Source organism: Paracoccus broussonetiae (assembly GCF_031854425.1).
Classification (GTDB): Bacteria; Pseudomonadota; Alphaproteobacteria; order Rhodobacterales; family Rhodobacteraceae; genus Paracoccus; species Paracoccus broussonetiae.
The window spans coordinates 25,483-40,295 of the sequence record NZ_JAVRQI010000003.1; the positions used below are offsets into that span (position 1 = coordinate 25,483).

Annotated in this window: 10 protein-coding genes; 2 read left to right on the forward strand and 8 right to left on the reverse strand. The window is 64.5% G+C overall.

Annotated features, from left to right (window positions below; genetic code table 11):
- Positions 1 to 5: 5 nt before the first annotated feature.
- Genes aspT (RM190_RS04315) through aspT (RM190_RS04325) form a run of 3 tightly spaced genes read right to left on the reverse strand, consistent with a single transcriptional unit; the run spans position 6 to position 4,993 of the window.
- Positions 6 to 1,664 (reverse strand): aspartate-alanine antiporter, encoded by a 1,659-nt coding sequence (gene aspT / locus RM190_RS04315; RefSeq protein WP_311758176.1) that lies wholly within the window; start codon positions 1,662 to 1,664, stop codon positions 6 to 8.
- Positions 1,665 to 1,705: 41 nt separating this feature from the next.
- Positions 1,706 to 3,292, reverse strand: a complete 1,587-nt coding sequence (locus RM190_RS04320; RefSeq protein WP_311758177.1) for a bifunctional aspartate transaminase/aspartate 4-decarboxylase — start codon at positions 3,290 to 3,292, stop codon at positions 1,706 to 1,708.
- A 21-nt stretch (positions 3,293 to 3,313) separates the two neighbouring features.
- Positions 3,314 to 4,993, reverse strand: coding sequence for an aspartate-alanine antiporter (gene aspT, locus RM190_RS04325; RefSeq protein WP_311758178.1), 1,680 nt, complete (start codon positions 4,991 to 4,993; stop codon positions 3,314 to 3,316).
- A gap of 251 nt (positions 4,994 to 5,244) precedes the next feature.
- Between aspT (RM190_RS04325) and RM190_RS04330 the strand changes: the two genes are divergently transcribed.
- Positions 5,245 to 6,195 carry an ornithine cyclodeaminase family protein gene (locus RM190_RS04330; RefSeq protein WP_311758179.1) on the forward strand — a complete coding sequence of 317 codons (951 nt, stop codon included), beginning with the start codon at positions 5,245 to 5,247 and terminating at the stop codon, positions 6,193 to 6,195.
- Positions 6,196 to 6,200: 5 nt separating this feature from the next.
- Here the strand turns inward: RM190_RS04330 and RM190_RS04335 are convergent, their stop codons facing one another.
- The gene (locus tag RM190_RS04335; protein ID WP_311758180.1) at positions 6,201 to 6,665 is read right to left on the reverse strand and encodes an Lrp/AsnC family transcriptional regulator; all 465 of its coding nucleotides are present in this window, start codon (positions 6,663 to 6,665) and stop codon (positions 6,201 to 6,203) included.
- A gap of 108 nt (positions 6,666 to 6,773) precedes the next feature.
- Between RM190_RS04335 and putA the strand changes: the two genes are divergently transcribed.
- Positions 6,774 to 10,172 (forward strand): bifunctional proline dehydrogenase/L-glutamate gamma-semialdehyde dehydrogenase PutA, encoded by a 3,399-nt coding sequence (gene putA, locus RM190_RS04340; protein WP_311758181.1) that lies wholly within the window; start codon positions 6,774 to 6,776, stop codon positions 10,170 to 10,172.
- Positions 10,173 to 10,250: 78 nt separating this feature from the next.
- On the opposite strand, the gene RM190_RS04345 is transcribed toward putA, so the two are convergent.
- The 4 genes from RM190_RS04345 to RM190_RS04360 form a co-directional block, all read right to left on the reverse strand.
- On the reverse strand, positions 10,251 to 11,777 hold the full coding sequence (locus RM190_RS04345; protein ID WP_311758182.1) for an FAD-dependent oxidoreductase: 1,527 nt from the start codon (positions 11,775 to 11,777) through the stop codon (positions 10,251 to 10,253).
- A gap of 1 nt (position 11,778) precedes the next feature.
- Positions 11,779 to 12,804 (reverse strand): quaternary amine ABC transporter ATP-binding protein, encoded by a 1,026-nt coding sequence (locus RM190_RS04350; protein ID WP_311758183.1) that lies wholly within the window; start codon positions 12,802 to 12,804, stop codon positions 11,779 to 11,781.
- Entirely contained in the window at positions 12,797 to 13,684 is an 888-nt protein-coding gene (locus RM190_RS04355) for an ABC transporter permease (protein WP_311758184.1), read from the reverse strand. The genes RM190_RS04350 and RM190_RS04355 overlap by 8 nt, the downstream gene beginning before the upstream one ends.
- Positions 13,685 to 13,758: 74 nt before the next feature.
- Positions 13,759 to 14,757, reverse strand: a complete 999-nt coding sequence (locus RM190_RS04360) for an ABC transporter substrate-binding protein (RefSeq protein ID WP_311758185.1) — start codon at positions 14,755 to 14,757, stop codon at positions 13,759 to 13,761.
- Between the last annotated feature and the right edge of the window lie 56 nt (positions 14,758 to 14,813).

Consider the following 14,813-nt stretch of genomic DNA (forward strand, 5'->3'; position numbering starts at 1 on the left):
TCCCGTCAGACCATCCGCGCCAGCGCCACCACGATCGGCCCCATCAACGGCAGCAGCACGTTCGCGATGGCATAGGTCACGGTATAGCCGATGACCGGCGTCCCGTTCCCCGCCTGGCTGACAAGCGAGCTGACCGCGGGCGTGCTGCAATGCTGCCCGGCAATCGCGCCCAGCAGGATCGGCAGGGGCAGCTTCATCAGCCACAGGCCAACCATCAGCGAGATGAAGGCCGGTGCCAGTGACAGCACGATGCCCAGGACCGGGAACAGCAGCCCGTATTCCTTGATAAGCGCGATCGCATCCGGCCCGGCGCTAAGGCCGATGGCCGCGATGAAGGTGGCAAGGCCGAAATCCTTGGCGAAATGCGCCGCCGCGCCGGGCAGGGCGCCGTGCCGGGGAAAGCGCATGTTCAGCCAGCCGAAGACCAGCCCGGAAAGCAGCGCGCCCCCGCCCAGCCCCAGCGTCAGGTCCACCGCCCCGACCCGCAGGCTGAGATGCCCGATGATGAGCCCGATGACGATGCCAAGGCCAAGGACTGCGAAGTCGGTGCTGTCCTCGGGTGGAAGCGGAGAGCCGAGTTCGTCGGCGGCACGCATCACGTCTTCCTCGGGGCCGTAAAGGGTGATCACGTCGCCTTCTTGCAGGATCGTCTTTGGCAGGGGCGGCACGGCATGGCCCATGCGGCGGATCTGGGTGATGAAGATGCCGCGCTGCTGCTCGGCCGAGACCAGTTGGCGAAGGTCGCGCGCCTCGTGCCCGACCGCTTCGTCGCGGGTCAGGACGATGTCATGCGAGATCAGCGCGAGCCCTGAATTCTGCGGGACCGGAACCTCCTTGCCCAGCACCTTGCCGGCTGCAAGAATCGTATTCCGGCGACCGCGCAGCAGCAGGATGTCCCCCTCGACCAGGACAGAATCCAGATCGACGGGGATGATGCCGCCATTGCGCAGCACCCCTTCGATCACAACGGTCCAGTGGCGCGTCTCTTCGAATTCTCGGACGGAATGACCGGCCAGTTGCCCGACCTCGAAGGCGCGCTGGACGACGACCGGCAGCTCATAGACCCCTTCTTCCCCCGCGCCCAGCTTGTCGGCCAGCAACTCGGCCTCTTTGCGCAGGTTCTTGCGGGCGATGACGGGGGCGATCTGGGTCACGAACAGCACGATCGAGATCAACCCGAACAGATAGGTCAGGCTGTAGGCGGTGGCGATGTTGGCCTGAAGCTGGGTGTTGATCTCGGGCGCAAGGCCAAGTTTCGCGATCGCCTCGGACGCGGTACCAAGGACGGCGGATTCCGTGGCAGAACCTGCGAAAAGCCCGGCTGCGGTCCCCGCATCCAGCTTGAGCCACATGACCGCCAGCAGGGTCAGCGTCAGCGATACCGACACCTCGATGACGGGAAACACGGCAAAGCGCGCGCCCCCCCGGATATTGGCGAAGAATTGCGGCCCGGCCGTAAAGCCGAGCGCATAGATGAACAGCGCAAAGGCTGCGTTCTTCAGCTCGTCAGGGACGCGCACGCCAAGCTGGCCAAGTGCCAGCGCGACGAAAAGGGTCCCGCAGACGCCGCCAAGCGCCACGGGACCGATACGCAGGCGGCCGATCAGGTGACCCACGGCCAGCGAGACAAAGAGCGCAACGACGGGGTCGGTCAAAAGGGACATGCCGGACCTATCGAAGCAAGGGGTTCAGGAACCATTTGGTTTCAGCGTTTCTTGTACTCGTCATGTAGTTCATCGGCCATCTTGCGCAGCAGCCGCCCGATCGCCGCATATTCGTACTCGTTCAGGTTCGCGAGCGAGATGCGTCCCGACGCACGGTCGGACCCGAAGCCTTTGCCGGGCAGCATCACGATTCCGGTTTCGTCTGCGATGCGGAACAGCATGTCGCCCGCGCTGGCCCTTTCCGACATCCATTCGGCGAAGTCGTCGCCGTAAAGCTTGCGCGAAATCCCCTGCAGATCGAGCAGCGTGTAATAGTCGACCGAGTTCGCCTCGTGCTCGACCGGCAGGCCCAGTTCGCGGTAAAGGGTCGCCTCGCGCCGGCGGATCAGCTTCTTCAACTCGGCCTTGTAGCTGTCCGCTTCGTCCATCAGCGCGAAAAGCGAGAACAGGACCATCTGCACCTGCTGGGGCGTCGAAAGCCCGGCCGTGTGGTTCAGCGCGACGACGCGGCTGTCGGCCACGACGCGGTCGATGAAGGACAGGCCGCGAATGTCCGGCGTCAGCGAGGCATAGCGCGCATCCAGTTCGACCTTGGTCTTCTCGGGCAGGTCCGCCAGCGCGCGGTCCATGACGTTGTCGTCATGGGTGGCGATCACGCCCAGCCGCCAGCCGGTTGCGCCGAAATATTTCGAGAAGGAATAGACAAGGATCGTGTTCTGCGGGCAGACCGAGAACAGCGAACGGAAGTCGTCGGCAAAGGTGCCATAGACATCGTCGGTCAGGATCATCAGGTCGGGGCGGTGATCCTTGACGATGCTGGCGATCTGCTCCAGCCCGGCGTCGTTGATCTTGACCGAGGGCGGATTGCTGGGATTGACGACGAAGAAGATCTTGATCGCCGGATCCTTCAGCTTCTCAAGCTCGGACGCGGGATATTGCCAGTCGTTTTCGGGGTCGGCGTGAATGGCCACCTGCTCCAGCCCGAATTCCGCAAGCTCGGGAATTTCCAGATAGGGGGTGAATACCGGCGTGCCGATGGCGCATTTGTCGCCCTTTTTCACCAAACCGTTCATCTGCAGCGAATGGAAAAGATAGGCCATCGCGGCCGTTCCCCCTTCGACCGCGAAAAGGCGGACCGCATCCGACGAAATCGGGCCGCCCACCATTTCCTTGAGGATATAGTGGCGAACGATTTCTTCGCTGATGCTCAGCATGCGCGGCGGGACGGGATAATTGATCCCAAGCACGCCCTCGACCATTTCATGCAGGAATTCCGAGGCCGGAAGCCCAAGCTGATCGCGGACATAGGAAAGGGCGCGGGCCAGGAAAACGACGCCCGGTTTGTCGCGATTGTCGGCGGTGAAGCGTTCGAACCGGCCTTCGATCCCATCGATCTTGGGCATCCCGCCGACCGCCACGCTCATGTAGGAATAAGACAGTTCCGCCTCGGTCGTGGCGAACAGCCCAAGCTGGAAAAAGGCCCGGCGCGGGAGGGTGGCCAGGAAATTCGGGTTTCCCCGGCCGGCGTTCAGCATGGTCCGGTTCGCCTTGCCCGAGGCCAGCTTGATCAATTCGTCCTTGAGTTCAAATGGGCTCAACTTGGCATATTTGCTGTAGTCCGTCGCCATCGCGACCTCCAGTCTTCAATGTCAGGTGAAGGCCACGACAAGTGGCCCAAGAAGCGTCAGGAAAACGTTTGCCAATGCATAGGTGATTGCGAAGGGCGTGGTCGGAACCGAGTTGCCGGCCTTGTCCAGCACCTCGCCAAAGGCGGGGTTGGCGCTGCGCGATCCGGAAAGGGCGCCGGCAAAGACCGCGGTATTGTCGTATTTCAGGACGTAGCGACCGAACAGCATGGTCAGGATCATCGGCAGCAGGGTGACGACGACGCCGATCATGAACAGCTGGATGCCGCTGTCGCGGATCGTGGTGATCGCCTGCAGGCCCGATTGCAGTCCGACGACCGCGACGAAGCCCGCAAGACCAAGGTCGCGCAGCAATGTCGAGGCCGCGATGGGCATGTTGCCATGAGCATAATTTCGCGTCCTGAGCCAGCCGAAGACCAGGCCTGACAGCAGCGCGCCGCCCCCGCTGCCCAGCGTCAGCGGGATGGACCCGATCCGCAGCACGGCCAGCCCGATCAGCAGGCCGACCGAGATGCCGATGCCGTGGAATATCCAGTCCGTCTTGTCGCTGGGCAGGATCGAGGTGCCGGTGGCGCGTGCGATCCGCTGCACATCCTCGGACGTGCCGCGCACGGTGACCAGATCGCCCGCCTGGACAACCGTCGCGTCGGTCATCTTGACCGGCACGCCCGCGCGGCTGACCGACAGGACATAGATCCCGTGGCGCAGCGCATCGCCCACGCTGGAGCGGATGACGCCCATCGTCTTGCCGATGAAATCGGGATTGGTGACTGCGACTTCGCGCGTGATCATCACCAGTTCCATGTCGGCGTCGGGCAGGACTTCTTCGCCAAAGCTGCGTCCCACGACCTCCTCCCGGCGGCCGACGATCAGCACGACATCGCCCGGTTGCAGGACCAGCGAGGGCTCAACCCCGATCAACGCGCCATTGCGCTTGACGCGTTCGACCGTCAGGCGATGTCCGGCGCTGTTTTCCAGATCAAGGACCGATCCCAGCGCGCCGCTGCCCAGCCGATAGACGCGGCCGACCAGTTCCGGCAGGGCGGGCGATTCGCCCGGTCCATAGACCTGCGCACCCGCCAGCAGCGCAGCTTCGGCCTTCATGGCGTCATCGCGGATGCCGCGCTTCATCAGCCAGGGCAGGATGTTGACACAGACGATGATCGCCCCGAACGAGCCGAAGATATAGGTCACGGCATAGCCCACAGCGACATTGCCCTGCAGGCGCTGCACCTCTTCCGCGGCAAGGCCGAGCTTCGAGATGGCCGAGCTTGCCGTGCCGATGATCGCGGATTGCGTCAGGCCGCCAGCGGCGACCCCCGCCGCAAGGCCCTTGTCCAGCCCGAACATGCGCGCCAGCACGATGACGGTCAGAAGCCCGCTGATCGCAAGGAAAGCGGCCAGGGCGATTTCCCGCAGGCTTTGCCGGCCCAGCGAGCGAAAGAATTGCGGCCCGCTTTCATAGCCGACCGCATAGATGAACAGCGCGAACAGAAGCGATTTGACGCCGTTGTCGATATGGACGCCGAAAAGACTGATCAGAACGGCGACAAGAAGCGAACCCGCGACGCCGCCAAGCTGGAATTTACCGAACCGGAACGAGCCGATCCAATAGCCCCCGGCCAGCGAAAGGAACAATGCGATTTCCGGCGACTGCGAGAGGATGGACGAAATCCACGTCATGACAACCTCGGGATGTATCGGATGGGGCGAGCTTTGCCCGATTGACAATTTCAGTCAACGGGATTTGAAACCCGAGGCGCAAATATCCGTTTTTGATCCATAATTGGAATTTGCCCTTGCTTTGGGCGGTCAATTCGAAATGGCCCCATCTTCGTGGCGAATTGATGACAAGGCCCATGCGAATTTCGCTGGCCGAACCAAGTTCGGGACGTCACAGATATTCCGGCCACCCAACACGAAAGACAGCTGCGATGACCGATGCGATCCGACGCCCGGTGGTAATCTCGTCCTCGGATGCAGTGGGCCGCATCGACTGGGGTGGCGCGGTCGAGGCATTGCGGGCGGGTCATCTCCTGCCTCCTGCGCAGATCCGCGACGTGTTCCTTGGGCCCGCGCATGGCACGATGATGAGCCGCTCGGCCTATATCGAGGGGCTGGGCTATGGCGCGAAGTCGTTCACCGTCTTTGACGCCAATGCCGCGCGTGGCCTTCCGACGGTGCAGGGGGCGATGCTGGTCTTTGATCCCGACGACGGCGCGCTTGCCGCAGTCATCGACAGTGCGCTGGTGACAGGCGTCAAGACGGCGGCGGATTCGGTGCTGGGCGCCAGCCTGTTGGCCCGCCCGGACAGCCGCCATCTGCTGGTCGTCGGTGCGGGCACGGTCGCGGCCAGCCTGATCCGGGCCTATACCACGGTTCTGGCGGGGATCGAGCGCGTGTCGGTCTGGGCGCGGCGTCCCGAACAGGCGCAGGCGCTGGTCGCGGGTCTGGCCGGGATCGGGGCCGAACTTGCCGTCGTCACCGACCTGCCCGATGCGGTCGGTCGGGCGGATATCGTCTCGACCGCGACGATGGCGCGCGAGCCGGTCATTCTTGGCGACTGGCTGCGACCCGGTACCCATGTCGACCTGATCGGCGCGTTCAAGGCCGACATGCGCGAGGCCGATGATGCGCTGATGGCCCGCGCGGCGCTGTTCGTCGACAGCCGCGCCACCACCATTGGCCATATCGGAGAGTTGATGCTGCCGATCGCCTCGGGTGCGATCACACCGGGGGACGTGCTGGGCGATCTTTACGACCTCGTGCGCCCGGACGCCCGCAAGCGCGTCACGGATGACGAGATCACGGTCTTCAAGAACGGCGGCGGCGCGCATCTGGACCTGATGATCGCCGTTTACATCGCCCGGATGATGGCGGGCTGAACCCTTCAGCCCAGATTGAAGTTCTGTTCCACCACCGCCTCCATCGAGACGTGGCTGGAGGTATTGCTGATATGGGGCAGGGACGAGATCTTGTCGGCAAGGATCTGGCGGAAATGGTTCATGTCGCGCGAACGGACCTTCAGCAGGTAATCGCAACCGCCCGCGATCATGTAGCATTCCTCGACTTCGGGAATGGCGCGGACGGCGGCGTTGAACTGCTGAAGCGCGTGTTCGCGCGTGTCGTTCATGCTGACCTCAAGATAGGTCACGTTGGTCAGGCCCAGCTTCATCGGCGACAGGATCGCGCGATAGCCGGTGATCAAGCCGATCTCCTCAAGATGGCGGATGCGCAGCGCCACGGGGGTCTTGGACAACCCCACCTTGCGCGCCAGTTCGGCAACCGGAATGCGGGCGTTCTCGGTCAGTTCGGCCAAGATCTTGCGGTCGATGGCATCAAGTTTCTCTTCCATCCGTTTTCCGCCCCGATTTTGTTCCTTCGGACTATGGATTAACATGCATTCAGACACATGGACCAGAACCTTTCTGCTATCTCTCCCGCATCGAATAAGGAGATCGGCATGGCGCATGTCAGCCCCACAGTGTTTTCAACCGACGCGAAATTCGCGGATGAAGCGGCGCTTCTGACCGGGCTTGTGCAGCAGGCCGGGCTGGATGCCGACACGCGCGCCGCGATCACCACGCGCGCCGCCGATCTTGTCCGCCGCATCCGGGTCGAGGCCAAGCCGACGATGATGGAGCATTTCCTGGCGGAATACGGGCTGTCCACGCGCGAAGGCGTGGCGCTGATGTGCCTAGCCGAAGCGATGCTGCGCGTGCCCGACCGCCAGACCATCGACGCGCTGATCGAGGACAAGATCGCGCCCTCGGACTGGGGCAAGCATCTGGGCGAGGCCAGCTCGTCGCTGGTCAACGCCTCGACCTGGGCGCTCATGCTGACCGGCAAGGTGCTAGACGACGATCAGGCCGGGACGCTGCGCCGCATGGTGCGCCGCCTGGGCGAGCCGGTGATCCGCTCTGCCGTCGGCCGCGCCATGAAAGAGATGGGCCGCCAGTTCGTTCTGGGCCAGACCATCGAAGGTGCGCTGGACCGCGCCCGCAAGCGCGAGTCGCAGGGTTTTACCTACAGCTATGACATGCTGGGCGAGGCGGCGATGACCGGCGCAGACGCGGTGCGCTATGACCGCGCCTATTCCGACGCGATCGCGGCCATTGCCAAGGCCTGCGACAAGGGCTCGGTCGAGGCCAATCCAGGCATCTCGATCAAGCTGTCGGCGCTGCATCCGCGCTATGAGGTCGCGCAGGAAGAGCGCGTCATGGCCGAACTGGTGCCGGTGGTGCTGAAGCTGGCGCAGCAAGCCAAGGCCGGTGGCATGGGCATGAACATCGACGCCGAGGAACAGGACCGGCTGGTCCTGTCGCTGAAGGTGATTGAGGCTGTGCTGTCCGATCCCTCGCTGGCCGGGTGGGATGGCTTCGGCGTTGTCGTGCAGGCCTATGGCAAGCGCGCCGGGCAGGTGATCGACTGGCTTTACCAGACCGCGACGCGGCTTGACCGCAGGATCATGGTTCGACTGGTCAAGGGCGCCTATTGGGATACCGAGATCAAGCGCGCGCAGGTCGAGGGGTTCGAGGGCTTCCCGCTGTTCACCAGCAAGGTCGCCACCGATGTCAGCTATATTTCCAACGCGAAGAAGCTGATCGGCTATGCCGACCGCATCTATCCGCAATTCGCGACGCATAACGCCCAGACCGTGGCTGCCGTCCTTGAGATGGTCGGCGGCATCCGCTTCGAATTCCAGCGCCTGCATGGCATGGGCGAGCGGCTGCATGACATCGTGCTGAACGAAACCAAGGGCCGCTGCCGGATCTATGCCCCGGTCGGGGCGCATCGGGACCTGTTGGCCTATCTGGTCCGCCGCCTGCTGGAGAACGGGGCGAACTCGTCCTTCGTCCACCAGATCGTCAACGAAAGCGTATCCCCCGAAGAGGTCGCGCGCGACCCGTTCGAGGCGCTGGCGACGGCGCATGCCCCGCGTTCCCTGCTGGCCCCCGCCGCGCTTTACGGAGACGAGCGGCGGAACTCGGTCGGGTTCGACCTGAACGATGAAGAGACGCTGGCCCGGATCCGCGCCGCGCGCGACTTGCCGATTCCCGATGCGATGCCGCAGACCGTCTCGCCGCCGACCGGGGCGATGCAGGATGTCCTGAACCCGGCGACGGGCGCGGCGATTGCGCAGGTGATGATGGTCGACGCAGAGACCGCCGCGCGCGCCATCGATGACGCCCGCACCTGGGATGTTCCGGCCGCCGAACGTGCCCGCATCCTGCGCCGCGCCGCCGATCTTTACGAGGCGGATTTCGGTCGCATCTTCGCTGTGCTTGGACGCGAGGCGGGCAAGTCGCTGGGCGATGCCGTGGCCGAACTGCGCGAGGCGGTGGATTTCCTGCGCTATTACGCCGCCGAGGGCGAGGCGAGCCCGCAGGCCCCGCGCGGCGTTGTCGGCGCGATCAGCCCGTGGAACTTTCCGCTGGCGATCTTCACCGGCCAGATCGCCGCGGCGCTGATGGCGGGGAACGCCGTCATCGCGAAACCGGCCGAGGCGACGCCCGTCATCGCGATGCTGGGCGTCCAGCTGCTGCATCAGGCGGGCGTTCCGAACACCGCGCTGCAACTGCTGCCCGGTCGTGGCAGCGTGGTCGGGACCGCGCTGACCTCGGACCCGCGGATCGCGGGTGTGGTCTTTACCGGCTCGACCGCGACGGCGCAGACGATCTCGCGCACCATGGCCGAGCATCTGCACCCCGGAACTCCGCTGATCGCCGAGACCGGCGGGCTGAACGCCATGATCGTCGATTCCACCGCGTTGCCGGAACAGGCGGTCCGCGATGTCGTGGCATCCTCGTTCCGGTCGGCCGGTCAGCGCTGTTCGGCGCTGCGCTGCCTTTACGTGCAGGAGGATATCGCCCCGCACCTGATCGAGATGATCAAGGGCGCGATGGACGAGCTGGTCTTGGGCGATCCGTGGGCTTTGCAGACGGATGTCGGCCCGGTGATCGATCCGAAGGCACAGAAGGACATTGCCGATTACATTGCCGCCAACGGCAAGCGCGTGATCCACAAGCTTGACGCGCCGGCGCAGGGCTGGTTCATCCCGCCGACCCTGCTGAAGGTCCGCGGCATCGCCGATCTGGAACGCGAGATCTTTGGCCCGGTCCTGCATGTCGCGACCTTCAAGGGCGACGAATTGGGCAAAGTGATCTCCGACATCAATGCGCGCGGCTTCGGGCTGACCTTTGGACTTCACACCCGCATCGACAGCCGCGTGCAGGAGGTTACCGACGCGATCCATGTCGGCAACATCTATGTCAACCGCAACCAGATCGGCGCGGTTGTCGGCAGCCAGCCCTTTGGGGGCGAGGGGTTGTCGGGCACCGGGCCGAAGGCGGGCGGCCCGCGCTATGTCCCGCGTTTCTTCGCGCCGGGCGAGCCTTCGGCCATCGGGATGGAATGGAAGGGCCCGGCCGACGAGGCGCGGTTGCGCGCCGCTCTGTCGAGCGCGACCCCGAAGAAGATCGAGGAGCGCCTGATGCCCGGTCCGACAGGGGAATTGAACCGCCTGTCCTCGCATACTCGTGCGCCGGTTCTGTGCCTTGGTCCGGGCCGGGCCGCGGTCGCGGCGCAAGTCACGGCGGTCCAGCGGCTGGGCGGGCTGGCGGTCGCCGCGGATGGCGATCTTTCGCCCGAGGCGCTGGGCCGCTTGCCGCAGCTTTCGGCCGTGCTGTGGTGGGGGGACGAGATGCAGGGCCGGGCCTATGCCGCGGCGCTGGCCGAACGCGAGGGCGAGATCGTCCAGCTGGTCACGGCCATGCCCGATCTGGCCCATGTCGCGCATGAACGCCACCTTTGCGTCGATACGACGGCGGCTGGCGGAAACGCCGCGCTGCTGGCGGGCTGAAAACGAAAGGAGATCCGCAAGGGTCTCCTTAAATGCCGAAGGGCGGGCTTGGACAGGTGGCCGGTTCGCCGGTAAGGGTCAGCCCGGTTGACCGGACTCCGCCGCGTGCCTGAAGCCACCCCCTGTGGGGGCGGGGTTGATCCTTGCCACCTCATCGTGGAAGTCGCGCAACTCCGCGTGCCGGCGGTCCTCGGTCCAGTCTTTGGCCGCGGCAAGGGCATGGGACAATTCCTCGGCCCGGTCCAGCCCAAGGTCGGGACCAAGCCCGTCGGGCAGCCGTCGCCGGATCAGGTCGCCCAGCCGGATGACATGTTCCCGGTGCACCAGCGCCGTCAGCCCTTCGGCCGTCTGCGGCGGCTCTGGCTTCACGATGGGGCCGTGGGGGCCGTCGGCGCGTATGCCAAGCCGTTCTTCGACCGCGCGGGCCACCATGCGAGCGGCGTGGCGGTGAAGCATGATCGTGGAACCCGTCACGGCAAGCAGCTGTGGCGTAGCCGGATCTGCGACGACGCGGACCGGCAGAACAGGCGATCTGCCGTCCAGGGTCGAGGTCGGGCGCACCCCGCACCACGCGTGCAGCACATCGCAACGGTCCAGGCGCAGGCGCGGGAACAGCTGGTTCGCCTCGGCCAGGATATAGTCGATCTCGGCATCCTCGACCCTGATCTCGTCCGGATCTGCCGAGACGACGGTCTCTGTGGGACCCATGAAGTGAAGGTCGCGCCAGGGAAAGACATAGAAGGGCTCACCCTTGCTGGAAAAAGCCTCAAGCCCCAGCCCGCGGAACCCTTCGGGCAGGCGGACCATGACGTTGACGCCCTTGACGCCAAGGACGCGGGGGCCGCGGCCTGCACCCGGAACCATGTCGATCCAGGGACCGGCCGCATTCACGACCAGATCGGCGGTAAGGTTTGCAATCCCCGTCGCATGGGGTTCGCGTTCCTCCAGTGTCACCTGCCACCGGTCGGCGGTCCGTTGAAGCCCGGTCACCGCGGTATAGGTGCGGATGATCGCGCCCCGACGTTCCGCATCCAGCGCGGTATCGACGCAGATCCGCTCGGGCCAGGCATACATGTATTCTTCGAAATGGCCGACCCCGGTCAGGGAACCGCCAAGTTCGGCTGCAAGCGGGCTGAGGCCGGCGGCATCGGCCCGGTTCTTGCGGCGGTAGGAGAGCGGGAATTCCCATTCGCCCAAGGCGTCGGCCAAGCGGAAGCCGATGCCGACCAGCCATGCCGGATAGCGATCTCCGCGCCGGAACGGATAATGGAAGGAATGCCGCGTCAGGTGCCCCGGCATCAGCCGGACCAGTTCGGCCCGGCACCGCATCACCTGCCGCGTATAGCGCAGGCGTTCCAGCATGTCGCGCGGGTGCAGCACCATCTGCCACAGCGGATAACGCGGGGCGAGATAGCCGACGCCCGAATAAAGCATCCGGCTGGAACGGGCCGAGGTGCCCGCGCCGATGTCCCCGCGATCGACCAGCAGCGTGCGATAGCCGCGCTCGGCCAGTTCGCGGGCGGTGGCACAGCCGACGGCGCCGGCGCCGATGATGACGACCTCGAAATGGCTGCCATCCAGATCCGCAAGGGGCGGCCGCGCCATCTCAGGCCCCTGCCGAGACCGAGATCGCGCGTTGCAGGGACAATTGCCCCACGGGCCGTCCGCTGCCATCCTCGACCCCAAGGCACTGAACGCCCCGGCCCATCATGTCGCGCAGCGCCTCGGTCAGGGTGATGTCCGAACGGATCATCGGCACCCCGCCCGCGTCCGGGGCCAAGGGCTCCATTACCGAGGCGACCTGCACGACCTTGCCGCGATCGACATGCTGGACGAAATTCGCGACATAGTCGTCGGCGGGGTTCAGCACGATGTCCTGCCCCGTGCCCTGCTGGATGACCGAGCCGTCGCGCAGAAGCGCGATCCGGTCGCCGATGCGCAGCGCCTCGTCAAGGTCATGGGTGATGAAGACGATGGTCTTGCGCACCTCTTTCTGCAGGTCCAGCAAAACGGTCTGCATGTCATAGCGGATCAGCGGATCCAGCGCGGAGTAGGCCTCGTCCATCAGCAGGATCGGCGCGTCATTCGCCAGCGCGCGGGCCAGTCCGACGCGCTGCTGCATGCCGCCCGAAAGCTGGCTGGGATATTTCGCCTCGTATCCGGACAGGCCGACACGTTCGATCCAGCGCATCGAGGTCTTGTTGCGTTGGGCGGAATCGACGCCCTGCACCTCAAGCCCATAGCCCACGTTCTCGATCACGGTGCGGTGCGGCAGCAATCCGAACTTCTGGAACACCATCGCGGTCCTGTGACGTCGGAAGCTGCGCAGCGCCTCGGGGGACATCTGCACGACATCTTGCCCTTCGACCAGGATCTGTCCGGCGGTGGGATCGATCAGCCGGTTGATATGGCGGATCAGCGTCGACTTGCCCGAGCCGGACAGGCCCATCACGACCTGGATCGCGCCCGCGGGAATTGTGATGTTGATGTCGCGCAGGCCCAGGACGTGGCGATGGTTGTCGTTCAGTTCCTGCTTGGTCATGCCGCCATTGATGGCGTCGATGAACTCGGCGCCACGCGCCCCGAAGATCTTGTAGAGGTTTCTGATCTCGATCCCGATGGGTTCAGACATGGCCGCCTCCGCGATGTTTCTGCAGCCGGTGGCCCCAGGCCTGGCTGATGCGATCGAACAGGATCGCGATGCCGACGATGGCCAGACCGTTGAACAGGCCAAGCGTGAAATACTGGTTCGAGATCGCCTTCAGCACCGGCTGGCCCAAACCCTGCACCCCGATCATCGATGCGATGACGACCATGGCCAGCGCCATCATGATCGTCTGGTTGATCCCCGCCATGATGGTCGGCAGGGCCAGAGGCAGTTCCGCCTTGACCAGCCTTTGCCAGCGAGAGGAACCAAAGGCATCCGCCGCCTCCAGCACCTCGCGGTCGACCTGCCGGATGCCAAGGTTGGTCAGGCGGATCATTGGGGGGATGGCATAGATCACCACCGCGATCAGGCCGGGCACCTTGCCGATCCCAAGCAGCATCACGACCGGGATCAGATAGACGAAGGACGGCATCGTCTGCATGATGTCCAGAACCGGGTTGACCACCGACTGCACCCGGTCCGACCGCGACATCAGGATGCCGATTGGCAACCCGACCGCGATGGCCAGCAGGGTCGAGGTCAGGATCATCGAGATCGTCTTCATCGTATCGTCCCACATCCCGAACGCGCCGATCAGGCACAGGGTCACGATGCTGGCGATGACGATGCGGATGCTGCGGCTGGCACCCCAGGCAAGAGCCGCGACGGCCAGCAGGATGATGGGCCAGGGCGTATTGGTCAGAAGGTTCTCGGACCAGACCAGGAAATGGCGCAGCGGTTCGAACAGGCCTTCGATGGCATCGCCATAGGCGCGGGTGAAGGACCGGAAGCCATCGTCGATGACTTTCTTCAGATCACGGAGAAAACCGTCATCCAGCTGTGGAAACTTGTTGAACCAAGTCATCGCGACCTCGTCATTGGGCAGTAGCTACCGACAGGGCGAAGGGCAGGGCGGCAGAACGCCGCCCCTCTTCGGCTTCAGAGGGCGGACTTGATCTTTTCGGCCGCTTCCGGCGTGACCCATGCGGTCCAAAGGTCCTCGTGGGTCTTCAGGAACTCGCGCGCGCCATCCTCGCCAGTGGCCTGATTGTCGGTCATCCACGCCATCAGCGTGTTGACGGTGTCGTTGGTCCAGCTGCGCTTCGAGAGATAGTCGATGACAGCCGGATCGGTCTTTTCGGCGAAGCTTTTCGACACCAGCGTGAAGACGTTGTCACGCGGGAAGGCGTTCTGCTTGGGATCGGCGCATTCCGAGACCGAGGTGCAGCGCTTCCACTCTGCCATGTCGTTCGGCATTCCGAAATCGACCGGCACCATATCGTACTTGCCCAGCATCGAAGTGGGCGACCAGTAGAAGCCCAGCCACGGCGCCTTCTGCTCGTAGGCCTTCGCCATCGAGCCGTCGAGGCCTGCGGCCGAGCCGGTATCGACCAGCGTGAAGCCCTTGCCCTCGATATCGAAGGCTTTCGCAAGCTGGGTGGTGACGACGGTGCCGCCCCAGCCCTGCGGACCGTTATAGACCGCGCCCTTGGAGGCATCCTCGGGGGCGGGGAAAAGTTCGGGATGGGCGAGGATTTCCTCGATCTTGTTCAGGTTCGGGTGCTCGTCCAGCATGTAGCGGGGGATGAACCAGCCCTGCTGGCCGCCATCGGACAGCGAGCGCGACAGTTCGACGATCTTGCCGTCCTTCAGGCCCCCGGCCACGACTTCGGGCATCAGGTCGACCCAGGATTCCGGCACCACCTCGGGCTGGCCCTTTTCCACCAGCGAAGTGATCGCGGGGACGGTGTCGCTGGTCGTAATCTCGGCATCGCAACCATAGCCTTCGTTCAGGATGAACTGGTCCAGGTTGGCCAGCACCTCGGCGCTTTGCCAGTTCATGCTTGCGATGGTGAAGGAACCGCAATCGGCGCTGGCGGCGCCTGCGAAGGCCGCAGCGGGAAGACCGGCTGCAAGGGCGAGTGCAAGTTTGTTCATTATGGTTTTCCCTGTTGCGGCTATTTGATGTCGATGCATGCGAACCGCCGCGAAGC